Consider the following 26,690-nt stretch of genomic DNA (forward strand, 5'->3'; position numbering starts at 1 on the left):
CCTCGGCGTGATATGTCGCAGACGCTTGCCGGGTGAGAATCGCCCGCTCAACGACACCGCGTCTCCCGCAACATAGTTATTCACCTGGAGCGCACAACTATTTGTATCAAAAAAGAAAGCCATAATCATAAGTTATTGTTATAGCTGGGCTATGCTACTATCCCCCCCGAATGAGATCAAGCAAAACATACCGTCAGATATTCATAATTATGCGGATATCCGTCGTCGAAGGACAGCGTAGAGGCGGCGATAACCTAAGCAAAAACAGCACGTTTTGCCATTTCAGCGCTTGGAGAAAATCGTTGCGGTGAGATAAACCAAACGGGCATCCGCAGGGATGCCCATCCGATATACGCGGGTGATACAAGTCAGATCTGATAATCGATGGCCGTTTCGCCGTCATCACTCAAGACACGCGCTTTGATCTCTTCTTGAGTCAACTCAGGGTTGCACAACTGAATGAATTTCCAGGTGTAATTGCGCTGTAACTGACCGCGCTTAAGCCCCAGCCAGACGGTACTGGCCTCAAATAAATGACGGCCGTCCAGTTTAATCAGACCCACATCGCGTTCGGCATCAAACGATTGATCCGCCACGATCCCCACGCCTAAACCCAACCCCACATAGGTTTTGATCACGTCGGAGTCCTGAGCGCTGATGGCAACATGCGGCGACAGCCCGGCGGCGGAAAACGCACGATCGATGCGAGAACGCCCGGTAATCCCTTGCCGATAGGTAATCAACGGCACCGCGCTGAGCTTGTCCAGCGTTACCACCGGCTCGCTGGCCAGCGGATGCCCCTCCGGCACCAGAATGGCATGGTTCCAGCGGTAATAAGAAAACGCCGCCAGTGAACCGGTATTCATCAGTTGCTCGGTCGCGATGCCGATATCTGCGGCGCCGGATTCCAACATGCTGACGATCTCGTCCGGCGTGCCCTGATTCAACACCAGTTGTACCTGCGGATAGAGCGCACGGAATTCACGGATCACCGTCGGCAGGCTATAGCGCGCCTGCGTGTGAGTGGTGGCGATCACCAACTGCCCGCTATCATTATCGCTGAACAGATTCGCCAGCCGACGGATATGGTTGGCGTCGTTGAGAATACGCTCCGCCATCACCAGCAACTCCTTACCCGGTTCAGTCATCCCCAGCAGCCGCTTGCCGCGACGGATAAAGATCTCAATCCCCAGTTCCTCTTCCAGCTCCCGGATATGGCGGCTTACGCCGGACTGGGAGGTGAATAAGCTATTCGCCACCTCAGTGAGGTTGTAATTGCACCGTGATGATTCACGGATAATTTTCAACTGTTGAAAATTCACGTCCTAGGTCCCTGTCAATCCTGCCTGTTAGCACTATTGATACGAAGTATTCTTATTCCACACAAATAAAAAAAACTTACTATTTATAACTTTTAACCATAATTAAATCGTCGAATCCCGTTATTATCGGCACTCAGGCATACTGAGCGGCATTGATGTACACGAATTCAGGCTAACCGGGTCAGTTATGTTAAGCGGTATTTTTTTCGCGCTCTCCGCCGGGTTGATGTGGGGGCTGGTATTTGTTGCACCGTTACTGGTGGCGGATTATCCCGCCGCGTTACAGTCCACTGCGCGTTATCTGGCATTCGGGCTGGTGGCGCTGCCGCTGGCGTGGCTCGACAGAACACGTCTGCGCCAACTTCAGCGCGCCGACTGGCTGGAGGCATTGAAGCTAGCGGCGGTGGGCAACCTGCTGTATTACCTGTTTTTAGCCAGCGCCATTCAACGCACCGGCGCGCCTGTCACCAGCATGATCATCGGTACATTGCCGGTAGTGATGGCCGTCAGCGCCAATCTGCTCTATAGCCGTCACGAAGGGAAATTGTCATGGAAACGTCTGGCGCCGGCACTGCTGGCCATCGCTGCCGGGCTGTTGCTGGTGAACATCGCGGAACGTGAACTGACGGCCCCGACCTCGCTCAGCCATTATCTCTCCGGTATTGCGCTGGCGCTGCTGGCGCTCGCCTGCTGGACCTGGTACCCGCTGCGCAACGCTCGCTGGTTGAAACAAAATCCGGCCACCCATCCCGCCACCTGGGCCACTGCGCAAGGCATCATGACGCTACCGCTGGCGTTGGCGGGGTTTGTGCTGGTCAACGGTTATCTGGCGCTGACGGCACCCGCGTTTTCATTGCCGTTTGGCCCTGACCCGTGGGTGTTCATCGCACTGATGATCGCGATCGGGTTACTCAGCTCCTGGCTGGGCACACTCTGCTGGAATGCCGCCAGCCAGCGGTTGCCGACGGTACTGGTGGGGCCATTGCTGGTGTTCGAAACCCTGTCGGCGCTGGCGTACACCTTTCTGCTGCGCCAGGCATGGCCGCCGTTGATGGCGCTGGCGGGCATCCTGTGTCTGATTGTCGGCGTGATTTACGCCATGCGGCTCAAACCGCAGCCGGTGGAACAGCCGGAAAAGCCGACGCCAAACGCCCGCACCGGCGAATGCTGACACTCACACTCCTCCGACGCGCAGGGCAGCGCGTCGGTCGCCATTTATGCCGACTGAGACAGAAATGCGGAAACATCCTGCTCCACCTCCTCCATCTGCCTGAGCGCGTCCAGCGTATCGCGCGCCTCTTGCTCATCCAACCGGCTCATGGCGAACCCAACGTGAACCAACACCCAACAGCCGAGCAGCGCCTCGTCGCCCGCCACCAACGCTACATTGACTTCTCGCCGCACGCCGCAGACATCCACCCACGCCAGTTGCTGCTCTTCTGACGCCCACTCCACTACCTGACCCGGTATACCAAGGCACATAGCCGGTTGCTCCCTGTTCATCGCATTGCTGATTCAAAATGATATGCCAGCCTAAGCAAATTCGGTGCCAGCGACGTTGATCGCAACAGGGTAATGGTGTCGATGCCTGATTTGTCAGGACTTTCATTCCGCCCCTTTCCCACGCGACGACCATTCTGCACCCACCGCCAGCTGCCGCTAGCCGCAGGCTCGTCAAAAGTGTCGACATGATACGAAAACGGCCGAATTCCGCTCGGCAATGAAAACTCGTCGACTGTCGACAGTGACGACGCAACGCGACGCATGCCGGAAAAAACGTCGTCACTAATGTCGAGTCACCGCCGAGCAGACACGTCAAACTCACAACAAAAAACAATTAACCGATTGAATTTATTTAATATAATTCCAATATTTTTCTTATGGCATGAAAAATGCTTTCCGGGGTAAAACATTCATTATCACCCCGGAGGGTATGGCTATGAACCGCTTCGTCATTGCGGAGCCAAAACGTTGTATCGGATGCAACACCTGTATGGCCGCCTGTACACAGGTGCACCGACAGCAGGGTCTGCAAACCCATCCGCGACTGACGGTGGAACGCGATGCCGGCGGCACCGCGCCGGTGTTGTGCCGTCACTGCGAAGATGCGCCTTGCGCCAAAGTGTGTCCGGTCAATGCCATCAGGCATGAAGATCATGCAGTAATGCTGGATGAGAACGCCTGTATTGGCTGCAAACTCTGTGCGATTGCCTGTCCGTTTGGCGCGATTACGCCATCCGGCAGCAAGCCGTTGTCCACGCCGGAAACCTTCGACCAGCACATTCCGTTGTCGCTGTTGTCCGATGTGCCGGTCAGCGTTTCGTCCATTCATCCCATGCTGTCCTGGAACGCCGGGATACGCAGCATCGCGGTGAAATGCGATTTGTGTCATTTCAGCGAACAAGGGCCGGAATGCGTCCGCGTTTGTCCCACCCAGGCGCTCTACCTGATTGACGATACGGAACTGGACAACGCCGTCGCCGCCAAGCGTATGCAGGCGGCGGTCTGGCCGGCCGGCAACGACCCCTTCCCGACAACGAACCATCAACGGGAGCCGAAACTATGATGACCACTCTGGAATGGCTGGGGCTGTCGCTGTCGTTCTATCTGGCCGGCGCGCTGCTGTCATTATTGCTGTGCCGTCAGGAAACACTGGCGATCCGCGCCAGCGGCCTGTGCGCGTTTATCGGCGGCTGCGCCGGCGTAGCGGCGGCGTTGCCGATTCTGCTCGGCGGCGCCGCCGTTACCGCCGTCTTTAGCGGGCCGTTCGATGCCTTCGCGCATCTGACGCTGCGTGTGGATGCGCTGGCGGCCTTTATGGTGCTGGTGATTTCGCTGCTGGTGATCGTCACCGCACTCTACTCGCTGGCTTACCTGCAGGAATACCGCGGGCGCGGCGCCTGGGCGATGGGGTTCTTCATGAACCTGTTTATCGCATCGATGGTGGCGTTGGTGGTGGTCGATAATGCCTTCTACTTCATCGTACTGTTTGAAGTGATGTCGCTGAGCTCTTACTTCCTGGTGATTTCCGACCAGGACGAGGAAGCCATCAGCGCCGGGCTGCTGTATTTCCTGATTGCGCACGCCGGTTCGGTGCTGATCATGATGGCCTTCTTCCTGCTCTACCGTCACAGCAACAGCCTCGACTTCGCCGACTTTCGTCAAGCCTCGCTGTCTGCACCGCAGGCATCCGTCGTCTTCCTGCTGGCGTTTTTCGGTTTCGGCGCCAAAGCCGGGATGTTGCCGTTGCACGGTTGGCTACCACGCGCACACCCGGCTGCGCCGTCGCATGCATCGGCACTGATGTCCGGCGTGATGGTAAAAATCGGCATCTTCGGCATCATCAAGGTCGGTATCGATCTGCTGGGCGCCACCGAAGCCTGGTGGGGTGTCGTGGTGCTGGCTTTCGGCGCCGTTTCTTCGGTGCTGGGCGTGCTGTACGCTCTGGCGGAGCATGACATCAAACGGCTGCTGGCGTACCACACGGTAGAAAACATCGGCATCATCCTGATGGGCGTCGGCGTCGGCATGATCGGCATCGCCACCCACCATCCGCTGCTGGCGCTGCTCGGCCTGCTCGGCGGGCTGTACCACCTGCTCAACCATGCGGTGTTCAAAGGGTTGCTGTTCCTCGGCGCCGGCGCGGTGATCTACCGTGTTCACACCAAGGATATGGAAAAAATGGGCGGTCTGGCGCGTCTGATGCCGCGTACCGCGCTGGCGTTTCTGACCGGTTGTATGGCCATCTCCGCGTTGCCGCCGCTCAACGGCTTCGTCAGCGAATGGTTTACCTATCAGTCGCTGTTCACCCTCAGCCATGACGGCGACATCGGCATGAAACTGGCGGCGCCCATCGCTATCGTCATGCTGGCGATTACCGGCGCACTGGCGGCGATGTGTTTCGTTAAGGTTTATGGCATCAGCTTCTGCGGCGCGCCGCGTAGCGAAAAAGCCGCTCAGGCGCGCGAAGTACCGTGGCCGATGACCGTCGCTATGCTGCTTTTGGCGCTGTTGTGCGTACTGCTCGGCATCGGCGCCAGTCTGGTCTCCCCCATCATCACCGGCATCGCTGCTGATCTGGCGCACACCAGCGCGGTCGCGGTAGCACAAGGCAGCCAGGTCTTCCCCGGCGACAGCCGCCAGACCACGCTTGATACCCCGTTGATCTTCATCCTGCTGCTGGCACTGCCGCTGCTGCCGCTGGCGATCTACAGCCTGCTGCGCGGCCCACGACTGGGTTTTCGCCAAAAAGGAACCCCCTGGGCTTGCGGCTACGGCTATGAATCCGCCATGTCCGCCTCCGCCGGCAGCTTTACCCAACCGCTGCGGGTGATGTTCGCGCCGCTCTACAAGATGCGTAAAACCCTCGACCCGGCGCCCGCCATGCAACGTGCGCTGGAGCGTACCACGCAGGCCGCCGCGAGCACCGAACCGGTGTTCGACGACCATATCGTGATGCCGATTGTGCGCGGTGTGCAGCGTCTCAGCCGTACTGCACAGTGGATCCAGCATGGCGATTTTCGGGTGTACTGCCTGTATGTGGTCGCCGCGCTGGTGATCCTGATGCTGGTCACTGTGGTTTAAGGAGAGAGAGCCATGACACAAACCGCCTTGTTGATTCCCCTCGCCTGCGCGCTGTTGCAGGCAGTGGTCATGATGGCGGCAGCTCCGCTGCTGTCCGGTATGTCCCGCGTGATCCGCGCCAAAATGCACTCCCGTCAAGGCCCCGGCATTCTGCAAGACTACCGCGACCTGTTCAAATTGCTGCGTCGTCAGGAAGTCGCCCCCCAACACAGCGGTGGCGTATTTCGTCTGATGCCGTTCGTGCTGTTGGGCACCATGCTGCTGGTGGCGATGACGCTACCGGCCGTGACCGATGCTTCGCCGTTTGGCGCCGGCGGCGATGTGATCACCCTGCTGTATCTGTTCGCGGTGTTTCGTTTCTTCTTTTCGCTGGCAGGGCTGGATTCCGGCAGCACCTTCGCCGGCATCGGCGCCAGCCGCGAGCTGACGCTGGGTATTCTGGTGGAGCCCATCCTGATGCTCGCCCTGTTGGTGGTGGCGTTGATCGCCGGTTCGACCAACATCGGCAACATCAGCCAGCATCTGGCCGGCGGTAACTGGGCGTCGCCCACCGCTACCGGGCTGGCGCTGCTGGCCTGCGCCTTCGCCACCTTCATCGAAATGGGGAAAATCCCGTTCGATGTGGCGGAAGCGGAACAGGAACTGCAGGAAGGGCCGTTGACCGAATACGCCGGCGCCGGGCTGGCGTTGGTGAAATGGGGCATCAGCCTCAAGCAGGTGGTGGTCGCCGCGCTGTTTCTGTCGATTTTCATCCCGTTCGGTAAGGCGGCCGCCTTTTCTGCCGCCGGTCTGCTGTGGGGAACGCTACTGCTGTTCGTCAAACTGGTGGTGGTGTTCGTCATCGCCGCGCTGATTGAAAACAGTCTGGCGCGCGGACGTTTCCTGCTAACCGGGCGCGTTACCTGGCTGGGCTTCGGCGTTGCGGCGCTGGCGTTCGTTTTCTACCTCACCGGTCTATAAGGAGTCGGCATCCATCATGGAGAATATTGCCCTTGCGACCCTGCTGCTGCCGTTTCTCGGCGCGCTGCTGATCGCCTTCATGCCGCAGCGAATGGCCAAAGTCCTGTGTACGTTGTTTGCACTGCTGGCTACGCTCGGTATGGCGGCGCTGGCCTGCGCCTATTTCAATAACGGTAAAACAGACGTGGTGTTCACGCTTTACCGCTACGGCCAGACCGATCTGTTCGGCTTCGTGTTCGATCGCATCAGTCTGTTGATCGGTTTCGCCGTCGTTTCGCTCGGCTTTCTGGTCAGCCTCTACTCCTGCGGCTACCTGACGCTGGGCAACCGCGAGCACCCGCACGACGGCAGTAATCGCTACTATGCGTTTCTGCTGGTGTTTATCGGCGCGATGGCCGGGCTGACGCTGTCGTCCACCATTCTGGGACAACTGCTGTTCTTCGAAGTCACCGGCGGTTGCTCCTGGGCGCTGATCGGTTATTACCAGAAACCCAAGTCGTTACGTTCGGCGCTGAAAGCGCTGTTGGTGACTCACGTCGCGTCCATCGGCCTGTATCTGGCGGCCGCCTGGCTGTTCGCCACCACCGGCACCTTCGCGCTGAGCGCCATCGCACAGCTGGATGACACCAGCAAGATTGTGGTGTTCGGCGGCGTGCTGTTCGCCGCGTGGGGGAAATCCGCCCAGTTGCCGCTGCACGTCTGGCTGCCGGACGCGATGGAAGCGCCTACCCCGGTGAGTGCTTACTTGCATGCCGCGTCGATGGTGAAAGTGGGGGTGTATATCTTTGCCCGCGCGATCCTCTCCGCCGGCGATGTGCCGCACGTTATCGGCTGGGTCGGCGCCATCATGGCGACCATCACGCTGGTGTACGGTTTCCTGATGTATCTGCCGCAGAAAGACATGAAACGGCTGCTGGCCTACTCCACCATCACCCAGCTCTCCTACATCTTTCTGGCGCTGTCGCTGTCCATCTTCGGATCGCGCATGGCTTTCGACGCCGGCATGGCCTACATCTTCAACCACGCCTACGCCAAAAGCCTGTTCTTCCTGGTGGCAGGCGCGCTGAGCTACAGCTGCGGCACTCGTATGCTGCCGCAATTGCGCGGGATGATGAAGCGGCTGCCGTTGCTGGGCATCGGCTTCTGTGTCGCGGCATTGGCGATCACCGGCGTACCGCCGTTCAACGGCTTCTTCAGTAAATTTCCGCTGTTCGCCGCCGGGTTCGCCCTGTCGCACGAACAGGTCTGGCTGCTGCCGCTGTTGGTGATCGCTCTGGTGGAATCGGTCGCCAGCTTCGCCTGGTTCCTCTACTGGTTTGGTCGTACCGTGCCGGGCGAGCCGTCCGAGGAAGTGGCCAGCGCCACGCCGGTGCCTGCGTCCATGAATATCGTACTGCTGGTGCTGATCGTGATGTCGCTGTGTTCGAGCGTTATCGCCGCACTCTGGCTGAAATAAGGAACGACTATGACTGGATCACTGCTTGTCAACAATCTGGCCGGTCTGTTGATCATCACCTCGCTGTTGGTGATCGCCGCCAGAAAACCTACCGTCTCCGCCTGGCTGTATGCGTTGCAGTCACTGGTACTGGTGCTGATCTTCGTCGCACTGGGCGGGCTATTGGGCTCCCATGAGCTCTATTTGTGGTCGCTGACCGCGTTCGTCACCAAGGTCATTCTGGTGCCCGCCATCATGTATCGCGCTTTCCGCCGGCTTTCGGATCCTAACGCCGACGGCGGCGTGCTCAGCACCGCCACGCTGATCCTGATCGCCACGTTAATCGTCCTGGTGAGCTACTTTGCGGTAGCGCCGGTGCAATTGCCGATAGTCAGCAACCTGAAGCCGGTGCTGGCGGTGTCGCTGGGCCATTTCCTGATCGGCCTGCTGTGCATCGTCAGCCAGCGCAATATCCTCAAGCAGGTGTTCGGCTACTGCCTGATGGAGAACGGCGCGCACCTGACGCTGGCGCTGCTGGCCTACCGCGCACCTGAGCTGGTGGAAATCGGCATCGCCACCGACGCCATCTTCGCCGTGATCGTCATGGCGCTGATGGCGCGCAAAATCCACCGAACGCTGAACACGCTGGACGTTCAGCAACTGACCGCACTGAAAGGGTGACTGTCATGGCTACACTGGATCTGTTTATCACCCTGCTCGCCACCCCGCTGGTGGTGGCGCTGCTGGCCTTCGTCAGCCGCTTTACCGGCGGCGCCGCACGCACTCTGGTGACGGCTGTTCACCTGATCGGCATTGTTGCGCTGCTGGCGGTGACGCTATTTACCGTTTGGAGCGTTTACCAGCAGGGCGAACTGCTGGCGGCCAATCGCTGGCTACATCTGGATAGCCTGAGTGCGCTGTTCCTGGCGATCCTCGGCGTGATCGGCTTTATCACCGGCCTCTACTCCATGGGCTATATGCGTCATGAACTGGAGAGCGGCGAAATCAGCCTCCCGACGCTGTGTTACTACTACGGCTTCTTCCACCTGTTCCTGTTCACCATGTTGCTGGTGATCACCAGCAACAACCTGATCCTGATGTGGGCGGCGATTGAAGCCACCACGCTGAGTTCCGCGTTTCTGGTCGGGCTGTACGGGCAGCGCTCCTCGCTGGAAGCGGCCTGGAAATACATCATCATCTGTACCGTCGGCGTGGCCTTCGGTCTGTACGGTACGGTGCTGGTGTACGCCAACGCCGCCAACGTGATGACCGATCCGGGCAACGCTATATTCTGGACGGAAGTGCTGAAACACGCCGGTGAGCTGGACAGTACGCTGATGCATCTGGCGTTTATCTTTATCCTCATCGGCTTCGGCACCAAAACCGGGTTGTTCCCAATGCATGCCTGGTTGCCGGATGCCCACAGTGAAGCCCCCAGCCCCACCAGCGCCATGCTTTCCGCCGTGCTGCTCAACTGTGCGCTGCTGGTGATCGTGCGTTACACCATTCTGATCAGCGCCGCCATCGGGCCGGAATTTCCGCAACGGTTGTTGCTGGTGTTTGGCCTGCTGTCGGTGGCCGTGGCCGCGCTCCTGATCCTGGTACAACGGGATATGAAGCGTCTGCTGGCCTATTCCAGCGTGGAAAACATGGGGTTGATTGCCGTGGCGCTCGGCATCGGCGGGCCGCTCGGCATTCTGGCGGCGCTGCTGCACACCCTCAACCACAGCCTGGCGAAAACCCTGCTGTTCTGCGGTTCCGGTAACGTGCTGCTGAAATACGGCACCCGCGATATGGATGCAGTGAAAGGTATTCTGCGCGTGGCGCCGCTGACCGGCGCACTGCTGGCGGGTGGCGCGCTGGCGCTGGGCGGCATGCCGCCGTTCAACGTGTTCCTCAGCGAGTTCATGACCGTCACCGCCGGGATCCACGCCGGGCAGCTACCGCTCACACTGCTGCTGCTGGCGTTGTTGACCGTGGTGCTGGCCGGGCTGGTGCGCATGGTGGCGATGACCGTCCTCGGCAGCAAGCCGGAGGCCGTCAGCCGCGGCGAACTGGGCTGGCTGACCACCGCTCCCATGCTGATCCTGCTGGTGCTGATGCTGGTGATGGGCACCCGCATCCCGCAGCCGGTGACGCAACTGCTGGAGCGAGCCACCGCCATCGTGCTCAACACCGCGCCGGGCGCCGACGGCCAGGCGGCCCCGCTCGGCTGGCCGTCGCTGAGCCTGCGCGCTGCCCCTCAGGAGCAAGCGCCTGTTTCATCGTTAACCCCTTCCCGTCAGGAGATGTACCGTGATTAATCAAACCCCCGCGCAAAACGCCGATGCCTTGGGCGCGAGCTATATTGCTCAGGTAAGAGCGAAATTCCCCACGGCGATCCTGGAGGAAGAGCGGCAGACCAGCAATCAGCTGACGATTACCGTGAAGCTGCATACGCTGCCGGAAGTGGTGGAATACCTCTATTACCAGCACGGCGGCTGGTTGTCGGTGCTGTTCGGCAACGACGAACGCTCCCTTAACGGCCACTTTGCCGTCTACTACGTGTTGTCGATGGAACAGGGCGAGAAGTGCTGGGTGGTGGTGAAGGCGCTGGTTAACCCGACGGTGCCGGAATTCCCCTCGGTCACGCCGCGCGTGCCCGCCGCCGTATGGGGCGAGCGCGAAGTGCGCGACATGTACGGGCTGATCCCGGTCGGCCTGCCGGATGAGCGTCGACTGGTGCTGCCGGACGACTGGCCGGACGAACTCTACCCGCTGCGCAAGGACGCGATGGATTACCGTCAGCGCCCCGCGCCCACCCGTGACGACGAGTCCTACACCTTCGTCAACGACGCTACCGGCGATACTCGCGTGGTGCCGATCGGCCCGATGCATATTACCTCCGACGAGCCGGGCCACTTCCGGCTGTTCGTCGACGGCGAGCAGATCATCGATGCCGACTATCGCCTGTTCTACGTCCACCGCGGCATGGAAAAACTGGCGGAAACCCGCATGGGCTACAACGAAGTGACATTCCTGTCCGACCGGGTGTGCGGCATCTGCGGTTTCACCCACAGCGTGGCCTACACCTCGTCAATCGAGAACGCGCTCGGCGTCGTGGTGCCGGCCCGCGCCCATACCATCCGCAGCATTTTGCTGGAAGTGGAGCGCCTGCACAGCCACCTGCTCAATATCGGGCTGTCGAGCCACTTTGTCGGCTTCGATACCGGCTTTATGCAGTTCTTCCGGGTGCGCGAAAAATCAATGCAAATTGCCGAGATGCTCACCGGCGCACGCAAGACTTATGGGCTGAATCTGATCGGCGGTATTCGCCGCGACATCCTCAAAGAAGACCGGCTGAAGACCATCAAGCTGATCCGCGAAATGCGCGAAGAGGTCACGCAACTGACCGATATGTTGCTCAACACCGCCAATATGGCGCAACGCACCCAAGGCATCGGCGTGCTGAATCGGCAGGTGGCGCGCGATTACAGCCCGGTGGGGCCGATGATCCGCGCCAGCGGATTTAACCGCGACGTGCGCGTCGACCATCCGTTCGCCGGCTATCTCGACCTGCCGATGGAGTTGCACCACCTCGATGGCGGCGACGTGTACTCCCGCGTGTTGGTGCGGGTGCGCGAAGTCTTTACCTCACTGGCGATGATCGAATTCGGGCTGGACAACATGCCCGGCGGGCCGATCCTCAACGAGCATATTCACTACCGGCCGCACAAGTTCGCACTGGGCTTTACCGAAGCGCCGCGCGGCGAGGATATCCACTGGAGTATGACCGGCGATAACCAGAAGCTGTTCCGCTGGCGCTGCCGTGCCGCCACTTACGCCAACTGGCCGGTACTGCGCTTTATGCTGCGCGGCAACACGGTATCGGACGCGCCGCTAATCATCGGCAGCCTCGACCCGTGCTACTCCTGTACCGACCGTGTCACGCTGGTGGATGTACGCAAAGAGAAGATCACCACCGTGCCGTACAAAGAACTGGAACGCTACGGACTAGAACGTACCCGTTCGCCGCTGAAATGAGGGATGCATCATGCTGAAACTGTTTAAAACCATCCTTAAAGCGGGCAACAGCACGGTGAAATACCCGTTCGCTCCGCTGGAGGTCCCGACGGGGTTCCGCGGCAAACCGGAGTACGACCCGGCCCAATGCATCGGCTGCGCCGCCTGTACCATGGCCTGCCCGGCCAATGCGCTGACCATGGACAACGACCTCAATAACGGCGAGCGCATCTGGCAGTTGTTCCTCGGCCGCTGCATTTTCTGCGGTCGCTGCGAAGAAGTCTGCCCGACTCGCGCCATCGTGTTGTCGCAGGAGTTTGAAATGGCGGTCGCCAACAAGGCCGACCTTTACCAGCGAGCGACCTTCCGCCTGCTGGAGTGCCGTGTTTGCCATCGGCCGTTCGCGCCGCACAAAGAGGTGGAATACACCATGGCGTTGCTGGTGCAATCGGGGCTGTCGGAAAGCGAGGTGGAGTCCCGCCGCAGCCAGTTTGAAACCTGCCCGGACTGCAAACGCAAAAAGAATATGGATAACAAAGGCAACGTCATGCTGAGCCACCACCTGCCGACCCCGGCCCACAAAGAGGGGAATCCGTCATGAGTATGCTGCCCAACGGCGCCGACCACTACCGCACCACGCCGATCACGTTGGACGAGCAAGCCCAACAATTGAAAAAAACGCTGCTGAAGGACATCCAGCGTTCCGCGTATGTCTACCGCGTAGACTGTGGCGGTTGTAACGGCTGCGAGATCGAGATCTTCTCCGCCATCACCCCACTGTTCGACGCCGAGCGTTTCGGCATCAAAGTGGTGGCGTCACCGCGCCACGCCGACATTCTGTTGTTCACCGGCGCGGTCACACGCGCTATGCGCACCCCGGCGCTGCGCGCCTACGAATCGGCGCCGGATCCGAAAATCTGTATCTCCTACGGTGCGTGCGGTTGCGGCGGCGGTATCTTCCACGATCTGTACTGCGTGTGGGGCGGCAGCGATAAAATCGTGCCGATCGACGTGTATATCCCCGGCTGTCCGCCGACGCCGGCGGCGACCATTTACGGGTTCGCCGTGGCGCTGGGCCTGCTGGAGCAGAAGCTGCACGGCCAAAGCCACCAGCAGGGCGAGGACGAAAAAGCCGCGCTGATCCACCCCGACGTACCGCCCGATCTGCGGGTACTGCTAGAGCGGGAAGCCCGGCGGATGGCGGGCTATCGTCAGGGCCGCGAAATCAGCGATCGGTTTCTGGGGCTACTGGAAAACCAGCCGCTGGCCGGGTTTGAACAACGGGTGGACAGCTGGCTGCAGCAGCATAACGACCCGCGCCTGACGGAGATCGTCGGCCAGCTGTTGCAGATCTACCACGCGATGCTGAGCGGAGCGATCGTCCGATGAACGCGAAAGTCATGTTCTATGCGCTGAACCAGAAGTTTCTGGACAGCCGTGACAAGGTGCCGGAGCAAGCCCAGCAGGTGATGTATTACTCACTGGCCATTGGCCACCACGTTGGCGTGATCGACTGCCTGAAGCGGGTACTGGAGTGCCCGCTGGCGGACTACGAAGGCTGGGTGGGTCAACTGGAAGACGGTGATGCCAAGCGCAAAATGCTGGGCCTGCTGCGCTTTGGCGAAATCACCATCGACCAGACACATGCCGCCCTGCTGGGCGGCGCTTTTTCCACGCTCGCCGGGCAAGATCAATACCCGGAATGGACCCAAACGCTGACGGATAATCTGGCAGCGATGCAACGGGAACCGGCGCTTTATCTCATGGTGAAACGTATTGATGACTGAACACCCGTTACGTACCGAGAATATGGTGTTGACCGTCGGCAACACCATGATGGCCGACGACGGCGCTGGGCCGTTGCTGGCGGAGCGCATGACTCGAGAACCGGTTCCCGGCTGGTCGGTCATTGACGGCGGCGCCATCCCGGAAAATGCTGCCCATACGCTGCGGGAGCTGAAACCGCAACGCCTGCTGGTAGTCGATGCCACCGATATGGGGCTGGCGCCGGGCGAGATCCGCATCGTCAACCCGGACAGAATCGCCGACGACCTGTTGATGAATACCCACAATATGCCGTTGAACTACCTGATCGATAGCCTGAAGGAAGACATTCCCGAGGTGATTTTCGTCGGCATTCAGCCGGCATTGGTGGCGTTCTATTTTCCCATCGGTGCGGAAGTCACCCAGGCGGTGGAGCATCTTTATCAACGTCTTGAAGGCTGGGAAGGACATGGCGGATTCGCGACGCTGGAATAAATCGGGCCATTGACGCCGAGCGTGCGTTATCTCCGCGTTCTTAATGTCATGCTGTGCGTACATGCTTTCAACATCATGACCGATGTGGCCAGGTGACGTCGCCAGCGCCGGCGCTATCTGCGCTTCAGGGGAAACGCCACATGACGTTTCCCTCTCCTTCTGCTACCGGAACCGATCTCAGCCGCAATCCACCGCATCCCGGTTGGCGTTTTATCTTTGTTAAGCGTTATGCCGCTTAACAAGCGCGCTGAGCCATTTCGGTATCAGGCTCATGTCATCGTTTTTTTACTGCCGTGCTCATCAATTGACCATGCTCGTGCGGGTTTTCCCTTTACGTCGCGTTCCGCCACGTTTTTCACCCGCGTGGTGCACACCGCCCTCCAGACCGGCAGAATACGCGACAACTGACGGCCATCCCTTGCGATAAATTCATCACGATTATTTTAAAAACAATGCGTTGATTCATATTCATGCTATCGCTTCCAATTTGGCATACATGATGCATCATATATAAAAACAGCGTAACTACACACCATGAGGAAAGCAGCATGCTCAACAAAACACTACTGGTTGTCAGCCTGTTCGGCGCTTCGCTTGCCGCTCAGGCAGAAAGCGTGACCGTTATTTCGTTTGGCGGCCTGAATAAAGAAGCGCAACAGAAAGCGTTCTATGCGCCATTTAAACAGGCGGGTTTAGGCAGCGTCGAAGCCAGTGAATACAATGGTGAGATGGCCAAGATCCGAGCCATGGTGCAGACCGGTCAGGTAGGTTGGGACGTGGTAGAAGTGGAAAGCCCGGAGCTGGTGCGCGGCTGCAACGAGGGGTTATTCGAATCACTGGACTGGAAAAAGCTCGGTAATGAAGCCGACTTCGTCAAAGGCGCGACGTCCGAGTGCGGCGCCGGCATTTTCCTGTGGTCGACCGTGTTGACCTACAACAGCGATAAGTTGAAAAACGGCCCGAAAGACTGGGCGGATTTCTGGAATATCAACGAGTTCCCCGGGAAACGTGCGTTGCGCAAGAGCGCCAAATTCACGCTGGAGATCGCGCTGCTGGCGGATGGTGTCAAGCGTGAGGACGTTTATAAGGTACTGTCGACCCCGGAAGGCGTTAACCGGGCGTTCAAAAAACTCGATCAGATCAAACCCAGCATTCAATGGTGGGAGTCCGGCGCGCAACCGTTACAGTGGCTGGTGTCGGGTGATGTCGTGATGACCTCCGCCTATAACGGTCGCGTCACCGCCGCCCAAAAAGAAGGCCATGCCTTCAATATCGTCTGGCGGGACAGCCTCTATGACCTTGATAGCTGGGCCATTGTGAAAGGCACCAAACACAAGGCACTGGCGGAACAATTTATTGCCTTCGCCAATAAGCCGGAAAACCAGCGCGTGTTCGCCGAAACCATCCCTTACGGCCCGACCAACAAAGGCGCGATGCTCAAGCTTGACCCGGCAGTGGCGGAAAACCTGCCCACCAACCCGAAGAATCTGGAACTGTCGGTCAATATCGATACCGCATTTTGGATTGATCATGGTGAAGAACTGGAACAGCGCTTCAACGTCTGGGCCGACAAATAATCCCCTCGCTGAGTTTCCGGAGCGCCGGAAACTCATCATTGGCGGCACGGGTTCGCATTTCCCCGTGCCCGTCACGACGACAAAAATGACGACATCCGCCCCAAACCGATGTAGCGCAGAGCGCAGGTAGCAGGATCCGGTGGCGGATTCGCTACGTCCAGCACCAGGTAGTCGCGCATGCGACAAATTCAGTTTGCCTTCACACTGAATTGCGCTATTTTATGATGCATCATATATTGAGGTGAATCATGTCCGACAACAAAACGCTATTATTGACCGGCGCCAGCCGGGGAATCGGCCACGCGACGGTGAAACATTTTCACGCCGCCGGTTGGAAAATCTTCACCGCCTCCCGGCAAAGCTGGGTCGAGGACTGCCCCTGGGCGGAAGGACTGCTGAATCACATTCACCTCGATCTGGAAGATATCCAGGCGCTACAGGACAATCTGCCCATGATCAAGGAACGGTTAGGGGGACAACTGCATGCACTGGTCAACAACGCCGGCATCTCTCCTAAAGGCGATGACGGCGCCCGGCTTGGCGTCCGCGAAACCGACTACGCCACCTGGCTAAAAGTCTTCAACGTCAACCTGTTTTCCACCGCGATTCTGGCCAACGGGTTGTTCGACGAACTGCGCACTGCGCAGGGCAGCATCATCAATGTGACCTCGATAGCCGGCTCCCGCGTGCATCCGTTCGCCGGCGTCGCCTATGCCACCTCAAAAGCCGGGTTGTCGGCGCTCACACGGGAAATGGCGCACGATTTCGGTAAGTTCGGCATCCGGGTTAACGCCATCGCCCCCGGCGAAATCGACACGTCGATTCTGTCACCCGGTACCCAAGACATTGTGGATCACACCGTGCCGATGAGACGGCTCGGTAAACCGGAAGAAGTCGCGTCGCTGATTTACTTCCTCTGCACACACGGCGCCTCCTACGTCAACGGCGCAGAAATCCATGTTAACGGAGGGCAGCATGTCTGACGCCATGGCGTTGTTCACCACTGATGTTCCCCGTATTACCGCTGGTCAGGCGCAAGACTTCACCCGTTCCCGCTATGGGCTGGACGGCGATATTCTGCCGTTGCCGGGCGAGCGTGACGCCAACTTCCAGCTTGTCACCGCCGAACGCGGCTGCTACATGCTGAAATTCATTAATCCGGCAGAAGCGGCCGAGGTGCGGGATTTTCAGACACAACTGTTGTTGCATCTGGCGCAACAGGATCCGACCCTACCGATACCGCGCGTTGCGCCGGATTGTCAGGGCGATGTCTCACCGGTTTTGCATACGGCCTCGCACCCGTTTCACGCCCGACTGATCTCCTGGAGCGACGGGCTGCCGCTGTACCGCATCGAAAAAAATACCCGGCTGGCTACCAACCTGGGCACAACACTGGCGCGTCTGGATCTCGCGTTACGCAGCTTCGCCCACCCGGCCGCTGAACGCGAGTTGCTGTGGGATATCACCCGTATGCACCGAGCCTATGACTGGCTGGATAGCATCAGCAATCCCCGGCAGAGGGAACTGGTTGAGGTGTGGCTGAACCGTTGGGAGCACACCGTCGCGCCACAGTTGTCCTGCCTGAGAACACAAACGATCCACAACGATTTTAACCCGCATAACGTATTGGCGGATCCGGCTCAGGATATGCGGGTATGCGGCATTATCGATTTCGGCGACGCACTCTGCGCCCCGTTGATTAACGAGCTGGCGACCGCGCTGGCGTATCAGATCGGCGATACTACCCAGCCGCTGGCATGGATACTGCCGTTCGTGGCCGCCTATCATGCGGTGTTACCGCTGACCGAGCAGGAAATCCGGCTACTGCCTTGCCTGATCGCCGCTCGTCTGATCCTCACCATTTCCATTACTCAGTGGCGTAGCGGCCTGTATCCGGAAAACCGCGATTATATCTGCCGTCATCTCAATGCCGCCTGGCTTAGCTTGCAGTACCTCAGCCGCCTGCCGCTTGATGAATTCATCAACCAACTGTTGCTGGCCTGCCATAAGGAACCCGCATCATGACTGCGTCCATCACATCATCGACAAACGCGATGCTGGATCGTCGACACCGGCTGCTTGGTGCCGGTTATCGCTTGTTTTACCAACAACCGGTACACGCCGTGCGCGGCGAAGGCGTCTGGCTGTACGACGCCGACGGCAAACGTTACCTCGATGTCTACAACAATGTCGTGTCCGTCGGTCACTGTCACCCGGAAGTGGTGGCGGCCATCGCTCGTCAGGCCGCGACGCTCAACACCCATACCCGCTATATCACCGACGCCATTCTGGATTTCGCCGAGGACTTTCTACAGGAATTCCCTGACGAACTCGGTAATATCACCATGACCTGCACCGGCAGCGAATCCAACGATCTGGCGTTGCGCATCGCGCGTCAGACCACCGGCAACCGCGGCATCATAGTGACCCGCTGGGCTTATCATGGCGTTACGTCCCTGTTGGCGGGGCTGTCGCCCTCGCTGGGCAGCGGTACGCCGCGTGGCGAGCATGTCTGGTTGATTGATCCGCCGGACGGTTATCGCCACGCCCCCGGCCAGATGCTGGCCAGCGTAAACCGGGCGCTGGAGGACATGGCAACGCAAGGCATCCGCCCCGCCGCGTTGTTGTTCGATACCCTTTTTTCCAGCGATGGCATCTTCGGCGCCGACGCGAAAGAAATACAACAGGTGGTCGCGCAGGTGCGCGCGGCAGGCGGCCTGTATATCGCTGACGAAGTTCAGGCCGGTTTCGGCCGTACCGGCTCGCATCGCTGGGGATTCGCCCGTTACGGCGTGACGCCCGACCTGGTCAGCATGGGCAAACCGATGGGCAACGGCCATCCGGTGGCAGCGGTAGTGGGGAGACCGGCATTGTTCGATGCCTTCGGCCATGCTCAACGCTACTTCAATACCTTTGGCGGCAACCCGGTTTCCTGCCAGGCAGCGCATACGGTACTGAACATCATTCGTCGCGATCGGCTACAGGAAAATGCGGCGCATGTGGGTAGCTATATTGAAGCCGGGCTGCGACGGCTGGCCGAACGCCATGAGCGGATAGGCGACATTCGCGCCTACGGTTTTTTCATCGGCGTGGAACTGGTGACAAGCCGACAAAGCCGACAGCCCGCCACCGATGACGCCGTCAGGCTGGTAAACGGTATGCGTCAGGCGGGCGTATTGATCAGCGCCACCGGCCCGCATGGAAATATCCTGAAAATCCGGCCGCCGCTGGTGTTCACTCAGCAACATGCCGATATCTTGCTCGACAACCTGGATACGGTGATGGCGGCGTTATAGATGCGCCCTAAGCGGGCCCGGCGGAAGCCACCGACGCGGTATGTTCACACTTGATATCGACAGGACAACCGTAAGAATACGGCGTACCGCCAGGCCGCTGCATCGCGTCGCTCCGCTTAATCAACTTAACGGCAGACGGCAGCGGATTCAGGCTATCGTTCCTTGAAACGGCGCCGTGGCCAGTCCCGCGTGATTAGCCCGCCGCGCTTTCCTGCCGCGCGACGGTGATAAATTCGATCATCTTATTGTGGCCATCCTGAATATCCGCCTGAATCGCCAGCCGCGCCGCCACCGGATCCGCCGCCTTCAGGGCATCCAACACGTCGCGGTGATGCCCCACCGCCATCCGTTCGGAAAAATGGCTGTAAGCCTGAGCGATCAACGGCCCGGTACGCATCCATAAACTGTCGATAAAGCTGCACAACAACGGCATTTGCGCCGTGCGGGCCAGCAGCAGATGAAATTCGCTGTTCAGGCGCAACGCATCCGCCAGATCGCCACGTTTTACCGCCTCGACATTCTGCTCAATATTCACTTCCACCTGCGACAGTGCGTCCGGCGTCACGCAACGTGCCGCGTTTTCCGCCCCCATGCCTTCAATAGCAATGCGCAGCATACGGATTTCCAGATACTGCTCCAGCGTCAGTTCCGGCACACGGATATCCCGCGGGGTACGCAGCTCCAATGCCTGTTCCTTCGCCAATTGCAAAATGGCATCCCGCACCGGCGTCACGCTGGTGCCCAGTTGCGCCGCCAGCTCGCGGATCCGCAGGCGATCGTTAGGTTTAAAGCGCCCGGTGATCAGCGCATCCCGCAAGGTGGCATAAACGCTGTTGCTCAGCCCGGTACGAGTAATCGACGCAATCGGATAATTCACGTTGTCTCCCGTTCGTCATCACTGAGGAACCTAATGGGAATAGGCTCTTCGTCGTATTCCGCCATCGGCGGCATCCAACCCATGACAATACAACACTGACCGCGATAAATCATGTCGACGGCGCGCCGCGGGCAAAGGACACTCTCCACCGACGGCGCCTCGACATCATTCCGTCGTCAAATCTGCCGAACGCCGTCGTTGGCCGTCGTCACCGTGACAGGGAATCGTCCAGATTCCGGCAAAAATAAATTTTAATTTCATAAAAATCAATTGATTAATCTATAAGCATTTATTCTGGCATAAACCCTGCTTTATGTGTGGCGATGTGTCGGCGGCCCGGGCTGTCGACAAACCCGACATTCAACCAGAGCCGCGGAAGGAGACCTTGTCATGAACCGGTTCGTTTTAGCAGACCCCAGGAAATGTATCGGCTGCCGCACCTGTGAGGTCGCCTGCGTGTTGGCCCACAGCGATGGTAATCCCTCGTCGTTGTCGCCGGAGCATTTCACCCCCCGACTGAAAGTGGTGAAGGGCCTGAACGTCAGTACCACTATCCAGTGCCGTCACTGTGAAGATGCCCCCTGCGCCAATGTTTGCCCGAACGGCGCGATTGTGCATGCCGGCGATCATATCAAGGTGCAGCAGGAAAAATGCATCGGTTGTAAGACCTGTGTGGTGGCTTGTCCCTACGGCGCCATGACGGTGATCAGTAAACCGGTGGCGCGTATCAGCCATTATCAAACCCTGGGGAATTGCATCAAGGCCGAAGCCCATAAATGCGATCTGTGCGAAGGCCGCGCCGGTGGGCCGGCCTGTGTCGAAGTCTGTCCGACCAAAGCCCTGCACCTGATAAGCCGCGATGACATTCAGGAAATGATCCAACGTAAACAGCGGCGCGCAGCATTAGACGAAGCCGCGGAAATGAAATTCTGACCGTGCCATCAAGGTACGCTGAAGGAGAGCAATGTCATGCAGAAAGTGATTACCGTCTGCCCCTACTGCGGGTCAGGCTGCAAAATTAACCTGTTGGTGGAAAATGGCAAAGTGGTTGGCGCCGAAGGGGCCAACGGCCTCACCAACGAAGGCGAGCTGTGCCTGAAAGGCTATTACGGCTGGGATTTCCTTAATGACACCAAGTTACTGACCCCGCGTCTGAAACAGCCGATGATCCGCCGTCAGAAAGGCGCGCCGTTTGAAGTAGTGTCCTGGGACGAGGCCATCGAATTCGCCAGTTCCCGTTTGAAAGCCATCAAAGAAAAATACGGCCCGGACGCCATCATGCACACCGGCTCTTCGCGTGGCCCGGGCAACGAAACCAATTTCGTCATGCAGAAATTCGCCCGCGCCGTCACCGGCACCAACAATATCGACTGCTGTGCTCGCGTATGTCACGGCCCGTCGGTATCCGGTTTGCAGGTCACGCTGGGCAACGGGGCAATGAGTAACTCGATTTGCGAAATCGAAAAAACCGACTGCATTCTGGTGTTCGGCTACAACGCCGCCGACTCCCACCCGATCGTGGCGCGCCGCATCATCAAAGCGAAAGAACGCGGCGCCAAGATCATCGTCTGCGACCCGCGTCACATTGAAACCGCCCGCATCGCCGATCTATGGTTGCCGCTGAAAAACGGCTCCAACATGGCACTGGTGAACGCCTTCGCCAACGTGCTGATCAACGAAGGGTTGTACAACCAGAACTTTGTGTCTGCGCACACCGAAGGGTTCAACGAATACCGTGAAATCGTGGCGAAATACACGCCGGAATATGTGGCGGACATCACCGGCCTCGATCCGCAACTGATCCGTGAAGCCATCCGTCTGTACGCCGCTGCGCCGTCTGCCACTATTCTGTGGGGCATGGGCGTGACCCAATGGACGCAAGGAGTCGACGTGGTGAAAGGCCTGTCCGGCCTGGCGCTGCTGACCGGCAACCTCGGCCGCCCGAATGTCGGCGTTGGCCCAGTGCGCGGTCAGAACAACGTACAGGGCGCCTGCGATATGGGCGCGTTGCCGAACCAGTTCCCCGGCTATCAGAAAGTCACCGACGCGGACGTGCGTGAGAAGTTCGCCAAAGCCTGGGGCGTGCCGTCGTTGTCTGACCGTATCGGTTACTCGCTGACCGACGTACCGCACATGATCAAGGAAGGCAAGATCAAGGCCAACTACCTGATGGGCGAAGACCCGTTGCAGACCGAGCCGGATCTGTCGGTAGTGCGGCAGACCTTCGCCGAACTGGAATTGCTGATCGTTCAGGATATTTTCATGACCAAAACCGCCGCGATGGCGGATGTGATCTTCCCGGCAACCTCCTGGGGCGAGCACGAAGGGGTTTACTCGGCAGCCGACCGTGGCTTCCAGCGCTTCTATAAAGCGGTGGAACCGCAGGGCAACGTCAAGCCGGATTGGGAAATCATCAGCCTGATGGCCACCGCCATGGGCTACCCGATGCACTACAACAACACCCAGGAAATTTGGGATGAGCTGCGCCATTTGTGCCCACTGTACTACGGTGCGACCTACGACAAGATGGCCGGGCTGGGCTACGTGCCTTGGCCGTGTCTGACCGAAGACAGCCCAGGAACACCGTGGCTGTATGCCGGCAACAAGTTCGACCGCCCCAACGGCAAAGGGCTGTTGTTCGCCACCGAATGGCACCCGCCGATGGAGCAGACCGACGCCGAATATCCGCTGGTGCTCTCCACCGTGCGTGAAGTAGGTCACTACTCCTGCCGCTCCATGACCGGCAACTGTACCGCATTGCAGACGCTGGCCGATGAACCCGGCTATGTACAGATGAACCCGGAAGACGCCGCCGCTCTCGGCGTGCGCGACCAGCAGTTGGTGTGGGTTGCTTCCCGCCGCGGCAAAGTGATCAGTCGTGCCATGGTCAGCGAACGCATTAACAAAGGGGCGGTATACATGACCTACCAGTGGTGGATCGGCGCCTGTAACGAGCTGACGCTGGATGAAGTGGATCCGATCTCCAAAACACCGGAGTACAAACACTGTGCCGTGAAACTGGAGGCTATCGCCGATCAGAACTGGGCGGAAAACTATGTCGTTCAGGAATACAGCGCACTGAAGGCGCGTCTGCGTAAAGAAGCGGAAGTCGCAGGTTAATCCAACCGGACACACCCCACCGATCAACCGGTGGGGTGTGAGCTGTTCGAAGCACAAACCGCCACCCGCCATGATGTTCGGCAACGGCCGGCGATCATATCACGGTGCAGCAAGGCGCAAACCGCAGAGTCGCCAGCCCAAACAGGCAGCGGCGACACCGAATCGCCGTGGATGCTTCCAGTCTGTTCGGGACTCGCCCCGGAATAGCGTGTTCAACATCGCCGCATACCCGCCATAGCCGTCATCCGCTATCTTGGCATCGGCTAGTTTGATGCGATGAAGGGTGAAAAAACACGTTAACCCCGTTCGCTTGCTGAAGCGGCCATCTACGATTTCATCGCGTCATCCGCCAAATCCAGCGAGTGCTGCCCCAGGTCGTAAAAACATCATCTTGTTTACGCCGCAGCGGCGCATAATCCTGGAGGCCGTTTAATCCTTGTCCAAACGTCGGGTCGGCCTTCTCACCCATTCACCGCCACAATTAGGACACGTGGTCTCCAACACATGCGTAGCGCACTCAGCGCAGAAGGTACATTCAAAAGAGCAAATCAGCGCGTCTGTAGCTGTTGTCTGCAAGCCTTTGCCACAGCGTTCACAATGGGGTTTCATCGCTAACACTATTCTCTCCTCGGTTATCGTCCATCGTCATCATGACACCGGACGCTACCGAACGGACAGGCCAAAACAGGACATCGGCCCGCCCTGAACGGACAAGTGGGCGTGTTTGCCCGCCAACCGGCGGCGGATCAGGAAATATCTTCAATCTCTCTGGCGGAAATGCCCATACGTTGCATACGGGAGAGCAACGTAGTGCGTTTGAGCCCTAGGCGAGCGGCGGCACCTTTGGGGCCGGCGACAATACCGTTGGTATCGCGCAGCGCCCGGATAATGCGATCACGCTCAGATTCTTCCTCTGCATCCAGCGCATGCGACACGTCTGCTTCTGGCGGCGGTTCAATCTCTCGATGATGATGCGGTTTGGGGGCTTCCAGCGGCGAAAGGTGGTGCTGCAGTTCATCCATTTGCAGGTTGAGGGTGGTGCCGCGCGTCAGAATAACCGCCCGCTCCACCACGTTTTCCAGTTCGCGCACGTTACCCGGCCAGGGCAAACGGCTTAGCTGCCGCAGTATTTCGGAAGGAATACTGTCGATGGTGCGATTCATGCGGCGGGCGATTTTGCGGGTGAAAAACTTCACCAGCAACGGAATATCCTCCGGCCGTTCACGCAACGGTGGAATGACGATGGGAAACACATTCAAACGGTAATAGAGATCGCTACGGTATTCCCGATCCGCCACCATCTGTTTAAGGTCGCGATTAGTGGCGGCAATGAGCCGCACATCCACGGGAATGACTTTGCTGCCGCCGAGGCGTTCGATTTCCCGCTCCTGTAAAACACGCAATAGTTTGGGTTGCAGCTCCAGCGGGATATCCCCTACCTCATCCAGAAACAGCGTGCTTTTGTCCGCGATTTCGAAACGCCCCTGCCTCAGAGCGGTAGCGCCGGTAAATGCCCCTTTTTCATGGCCGAACAGGTCGCTTTCCAGCAGGCCGGAGGGGATGGCGGCACAGTTCATCTTCACCATGCGTTGAGATTTACGCGGGCTCAAACTGTGAATCGCCCGGGCGATCAGCTCTTTCCCGGTGCCGGTTTCTCCCAGAATCAGCACGGTACTGTCGCTGGAGGCAACCATCTCTACCTGTTCCAGTACCCGACGGATCGCCTCGCTGCGGCCGATGATTTCACCGAATTCATCGCCGCCGGCATGCTGGATCCGCTCAGTAAGCTGCTCCGTCAAATAGAAATTTTCATGGATCAAGGAATCTTTCAGGCGGGATATCTGGTCGTAAGCCAACGCATTATCCAATGCAATGGCGATGCGCGCTGCAATCTGCCGCAGCAAACGAATCTCCGCATCGCTCACCGCCAGGCGTTCACGGTGCGCCAGCTCCAATACCCCCAACATGCGATTACCGAACGCCAACGGCAGCAGACAGGCATGGGTGGGGCCAGCGTCAAACCACTGCACCAGACAACGCGGCTCGCCGTTGCGCGGCATGTCGTTCTCACTCACCAACTGCACTTGATTATGCCGCATGACGCCGTCGGCCAGCGTTTCCTCTCGCCCTACATCACCCTGCACCGTTTTGGGCGCGCCGCTTCCGGCATAGTGAGTCGCAAAATATTTGAGCGTGGCGTCGTCGCCCTCCGCTTCTTTCAGCACCAGCGCAATAAAATCGATGCCGAAAAAACGGTGAATTTCACGGGAGACTTCCAGCGCCAGCGCTTTTAGTTCAAGACGGGAAATAACCGTGTTGGTGACATCCACCAGGATACGGTAGTGATCGCGCTCCTGGCGCAAACGTTCTTCTTCTCGCTGAGTCTGTTCGCGCTCGTTGATATTTTCCACCACCAGCGACACAACACTGGTAATCGACTGAAAGAATTGGATTTCGCTTTCGGTAAATTGGCTACCGTCGGTTTTTATGAACTCAACGCCACCCAGCACCCGGTGTGGCCCCAGCAACGGCAGTTGGCAATAATCGCTCAGCCCCACATAAGCCGGTTGCTCGACCAGATGTGGGAAATCACGCTGGAAATGCAGCCGGTTACAATGCAGCATCACATGAGTGCTCCATACGATGCCGCCGGGCCCGTCGGCCAGCAGAACATTTTCGTCGCTCAGTTGTGTGCGTGCTGATTCACGGTCGTGACGATAAAACGCCATCTGATTATGCAGCGGATCCATCAACAGCAGGTTAACGCGGCCGAAGCGCACCACAGAGAACGATAATCCGTCGAGCGCCTGCAGCACTCCCTCAATGCTGCGCTGTCGCAGCAATGTCTGGGAAACTTTCAGCAAGGCATCCTGCCACATAATAGAAAGGCAAGATGGGGAGCCAGTCAGTCGTGTCGCCATAACCACCGCAATCCAATCTCCATCACTTTTATACGGAAAATAGTGTAAGGGGTTCCCTGGGGAAAAAACACGTCGCCTCACCAATAGCTTGATCTGTATCGTGCTTAAGAATAGTAAAGTCGTTACCCTGGATAATAATAAGACCTATTTACTATTTATTCTGGCGACAGCCTGACTTATCGCCACCGTTTCTAGCGTTACCGGAAATGTTTTCAACCGGCCATGCGCACCGCAATTAACAATTACAAAACGATAAAAAAACACGACCACTACAGACAGGCCCGGATAACGTTATTTATGGCATTTATTTTTCAATAAAAAATAGGTTACTGAGATA

The 26,690-nt window shown here is 58.5% G+C and carries 24 protein-coding genes; 18 read left to right on the forward strand and 6 right to left on the reverse strand.

What is annotated here, in order from left to right; all coding sequences use genetic code 11:
- Positions 1 to 368 precede the first annotated feature (368 nt).
- Positions 369 to 1,322 (reverse strand): HTH-type transcriptional regulator Cbl, encoded by a 954-nt coding sequence (cbl, locus tag HEP82_RS11855; protein WP_192458270.1) that lies wholly within the window; start codon positions 1,320 to 1,322, stop codon positions 369 to 371.
- A 187-nt stretch (positions 1,323 to 1,509) separates the two neighbouring features.
- Between cbl and HEP82_RS11860 the strand changes: the two genes are divergently transcribed.
- Positions 1,510 to 2,493 (forward strand): DMT family transporter, encoded by a 984-nt coding sequence (locus tag HEP82_RS11860; protein WP_192458271.1) that lies wholly within the window; start codon positions 1,510 to 1,512, stop codon positions 2,491 to 2,493.
- A gap of 44 nt (positions 2,494 to 2,537) precedes the next feature.
- On the opposite strand, the gene HEP82_RS11865 is transcribed toward HEP82_RS11860, so the two are convergent.
- Complete coding sequence (locus HEP82_RS11865; protein ID WP_012764906.1) at positions 2,538 to 2,804, reverse strand: HypC/HybG/HupF family hydrogenase formation chaperone; 267 nt, start codon at positions 2,802 to 2,804, stop codon at positions 2,538 to 2,540.
- Between the two features lie 457 nt (positions 2,805 to 3,261).
- On the opposite strand from HEP82_RS11865, the gene HEP82_RS11870 reads away from it, so the two are divergent.
- From HEP82_RS11870 to HEP82_RS11895, 6 genes are read left to right on the forward strand one after another with little or no spacing between them, the layout of a single operon-like run.
- Positions 3,262 to 3,888 (forward strand): 4Fe-4S dicluster domain-containing protein, encoded by a 627-nt coding sequence (locus HEP82_RS11870; protein ID WP_192458298.1) that lies wholly within the window; start codon positions 3,262 to 3,264, stop codon positions 3,886 to 3,888.
- Positions 3,885 to 5,906, forward strand: coding sequence for a hydrogenase 4 subunit B (gene hyfB, locus HEP82_RS11875; protein WP_192458272.1), 2,022 nt, complete (start codon positions 3,885 to 3,887; stop codon positions 5,904 to 5,906). The genes HEP82_RS11870 and hyfB overlap by 4 nt, the downstream gene beginning before the upstream one ends.
- Positions 5,907 to 5,918: 12 nt before the next feature.
- Positions 5,919 to 6,866 (forward strand): respiratory chain complex I subunit 1 family protein, encoded by a 948-nt coding sequence (locus tag HEP82_RS11880; protein ID WP_192458273.1) that lies wholly within the window; start codon positions 5,919 to 5,921, stop codon positions 6,864 to 6,866.
- 16 nt (positions 6,867 to 6,882) lie between these two features.
- Complete coding sequence (locus tag HEP82_RS11885; RefSeq protein WP_192458274.1) at positions 6,883 to 8,322, forward strand: hydrogenase 4 subunit D; 1,440 nt, start codon at positions 6,883 to 6,885, stop codon at positions 8,320 to 8,322.
- A 9-nt stretch (positions 8,323 to 8,331) separates the two neighbouring features.
- A complete protein-coding gene (gene hyfE / locus HEP82_RS11890) occupies positions 8,332 to 8,982 on the forward strand; it encodes a hydrogenase 4 membrane subunit (RefSeq protein WP_192458275.1) in 651 nt (216 codons plus the stop codon).
- 5 nt (positions 8,983 to 8,987) lie between these two features.
- Positions 8,988 to 10,604, forward strand: coding sequence for a hydrogenase 4 subunit F (locus HEP82_RS11895; protein ID WP_192458276.1), 1,617 nt, complete (start codon positions 8,988 to 8,990; stop codon positions 10,602 to 10,604).
- Here the strand turns inward: HEP82_RS11895 and HEP82_RS20245 are convergent.
- Positions 10,601 to 10,669, reverse strand: a complete 69-nt coding sequence (locus tag HEP82_RS20245; protein WP_407938284.1) for a hypothetical protein — start codon at positions 10,667 to 10,669, stop codon at positions 10,601 to 10,603. The genes HEP82_RS11895 and HEP82_RS20245 overlap by 4 nt on opposite strands.
- On the opposite strand from HEP82_RS20245, the gene HEP82_RS11900 reads away from it, so the two are divergent.
- The 9 genes from HEP82_RS11900 (at position 10,648) to HEP82_RS11940 (ending at position 19,435) form a co-directional block, all read left to right on the forward strand.
- The gene (locus HEP82_RS11900) at positions 10,648 to 12,324 is read left to right on the forward strand and encodes a hydrogenase large subunit (protein ID WP_407938285.1); all 1,677 of its coding nucleotides are present in this window, start codon (positions 10,648 to 10,650) and stop codon (positions 12,322 to 12,324) included. The two genes, HEP82_RS20245 and HEP82_RS11900, sit on opposite strands and share 22 nt — an antisense overlap.
- A 10-nt stretch (positions 12,325 to 12,334) precedes the next feature.
- On the forward strand, positions 12,335 to 12,904 hold the full coding sequence (gene hyfH, locus HEP82_RS11905) for a hydrogenase 4 subunit H (protein WP_192458278.1): 570 nt from the start codon (positions 12,335 to 12,337) through the stop codon (positions 12,902 to 12,904).
- A complete protein-coding gene (locus HEP82_RS11910) occupies positions 12,901 to 13,692 on the forward strand; it encodes an NADH-quinone oxidoreductase subunit B family protein (protein WP_192458279.1) in 792 nt (263 codons plus the stop codon). Before hyfH ends, HEP82_RS11910 begins: the two co-directional genes overlap by 4 nt.
- Complete coding sequence (locus tag HEP82_RS11915; RefSeq protein WP_192458280.1) at positions 13,689 to 14,090, forward strand: formate hydrogenlyase maturation HycH family protein; 402 nt, start codon at positions 13,689 to 13,691, stop codon at positions 14,088 to 14,090. The genes HEP82_RS11910 and HEP82_RS11915 overlap by 4 nt, the downstream gene beginning before the upstream one ends.
- Positions 14,083 to 14,562: a hydrogenase maturation peptidase HycI gene (gene hycI, locus HEP82_RS11920; RefSeq protein WP_192458281.1), complete on the forward strand. Its 480-nt coding sequence runs from the start codon at positions 14,083 to 14,085 to the stop codon at positions 14,560 to 14,562. The genes HEP82_RS11915 and hycI overlap by 8 nt, the downstream gene beginning before the upstream one ends.
- A gap of 548 nt (positions 14,563 to 15,110) precedes the next feature.
- Positions 15,111 to 16,139 (forward strand): ABC transporter substrate-binding protein, encoded by a 1,029-nt coding sequence (locus HEP82_RS11925; protein ID WP_192458282.1) that lies wholly within the window; start codon positions 15,111 to 15,113, stop codon positions 16,137 to 16,139.
- Between the two features lie 248 nt (positions 16,140 to 16,387).
- On the forward strand, positions 16,388 to 17,122 hold the full coding sequence (locus HEP82_RS11930) for an SDR family NAD(P)-dependent oxidoreductase (protein ID WP_192458283.1): 735 nt from the start codon (positions 16,388 to 16,390) through the stop codon (positions 17,120 to 17,122).
- Entirely contained in the window at positions 17,115 to 18,164 is a 1,050-nt protein-coding gene (locus tag HEP82_RS11935) for a phosphotransferase (RefSeq protein ID WP_192458284.1), read from the forward strand. The genes HEP82_RS11930 and HEP82_RS11935 overlap by 8 nt, the downstream gene beginning before the upstream one ends.
- Positions 18,161 to 19,435, forward strand: coding sequence for an aspartate aminotransferase family protein (locus HEP82_RS11940; RefSeq protein ID WP_192458285.1), 1,275 nt, complete (start codon positions 18,161 to 18,163; stop codon positions 19,433 to 19,435). The genes HEP82_RS11935 and HEP82_RS11940 overlap by 4 nt, the downstream gene beginning before the upstream one ends.
- A 193-nt stretch (positions 19,436 to 19,628) precedes the next feature.
- Here HEP82_RS11940 and HEP82_RS11945 read toward each other — a convergent pair whose 3' ends face one another.
- Positions 19,629 to 20,312 (reverse strand): GntR family transcriptional regulator, encoded by a 684-nt coding sequence (locus tag HEP82_RS11945; protein WP_192458286.1) that lies wholly within the window; start codon positions 20,310 to 20,312, stop codon positions 19,629 to 19,631.
- Positions 20,313 to 20,702: 390 nt separating this feature from the next.
- Here HEP82_RS11945 and HEP82_RS11950 point away from each other — a divergent pair, with 390 nt between their 5' ends.
- Together HEP82_RS11950 and fdhF are read left to right on the forward strand one after the other, a co-directional pair.
- Complete coding sequence (locus HEP82_RS11950) at positions 20,703 to 21,245, forward strand: 4Fe-4S dicluster domain-containing protein (protein ID WP_192458287.1); 543 nt, start codon at positions 20,703 to 20,705, stop codon at positions 21,243 to 21,245.
- Positions 21,246 to 21,281: 36 nt separating this feature from the next.
- Positions 21,282 to 23,432 (forward strand): formate dehydrogenase subunit alpha, encoded by a 2,151-nt coding sequence (fdhF, locus tag HEP82_RS11955; RefSeq protein ID WP_192458288.1) that lies wholly within the window; start codon positions 21,282 to 21,284, stop codon positions 23,430 to 23,432.
- Positions 23,433 to 23,861: 429 nt separating this feature from the next.
- Here the strand turns inward: fdhF and HEP82_RS11960 are convergent, their stop codons facing one another.
- A complete protein-coding gene (locus HEP82_RS11960) occupies positions 23,862 to 24,041 on the reverse strand; it encodes a DUF1272 domain-containing protein (RefSeq protein WP_225622451.1) in 180 nt (59 codons plus the stop codon).
- Between the two features lie 137 nt (positions 24,042 to 24,178).
- Positions 24,179 to 26,353, reverse strand: coding sequence for a formate hydrogenlyase transcriptional activator FlhA (flhA, locus tag HEP82_RS11965; RefSeq protein WP_192458290.1), 2,175 nt, complete (start codon positions 26,351 to 26,353; stop codon positions 24,179 to 24,181).
- Positions 26,354 to 26,690 lie beyond the last annotated feature (337 nt).

The organism is Musicola keenii (assembly GCF_014855505.1).
In the GTDB taxonomy this organism is placed as follows: domain Bacteria; phylum Pseudomonadota; class Gammaproteobacteria; order Enterobacterales; family Enterobacteriaceae; genus Musicola; species Musicola paradisiaca.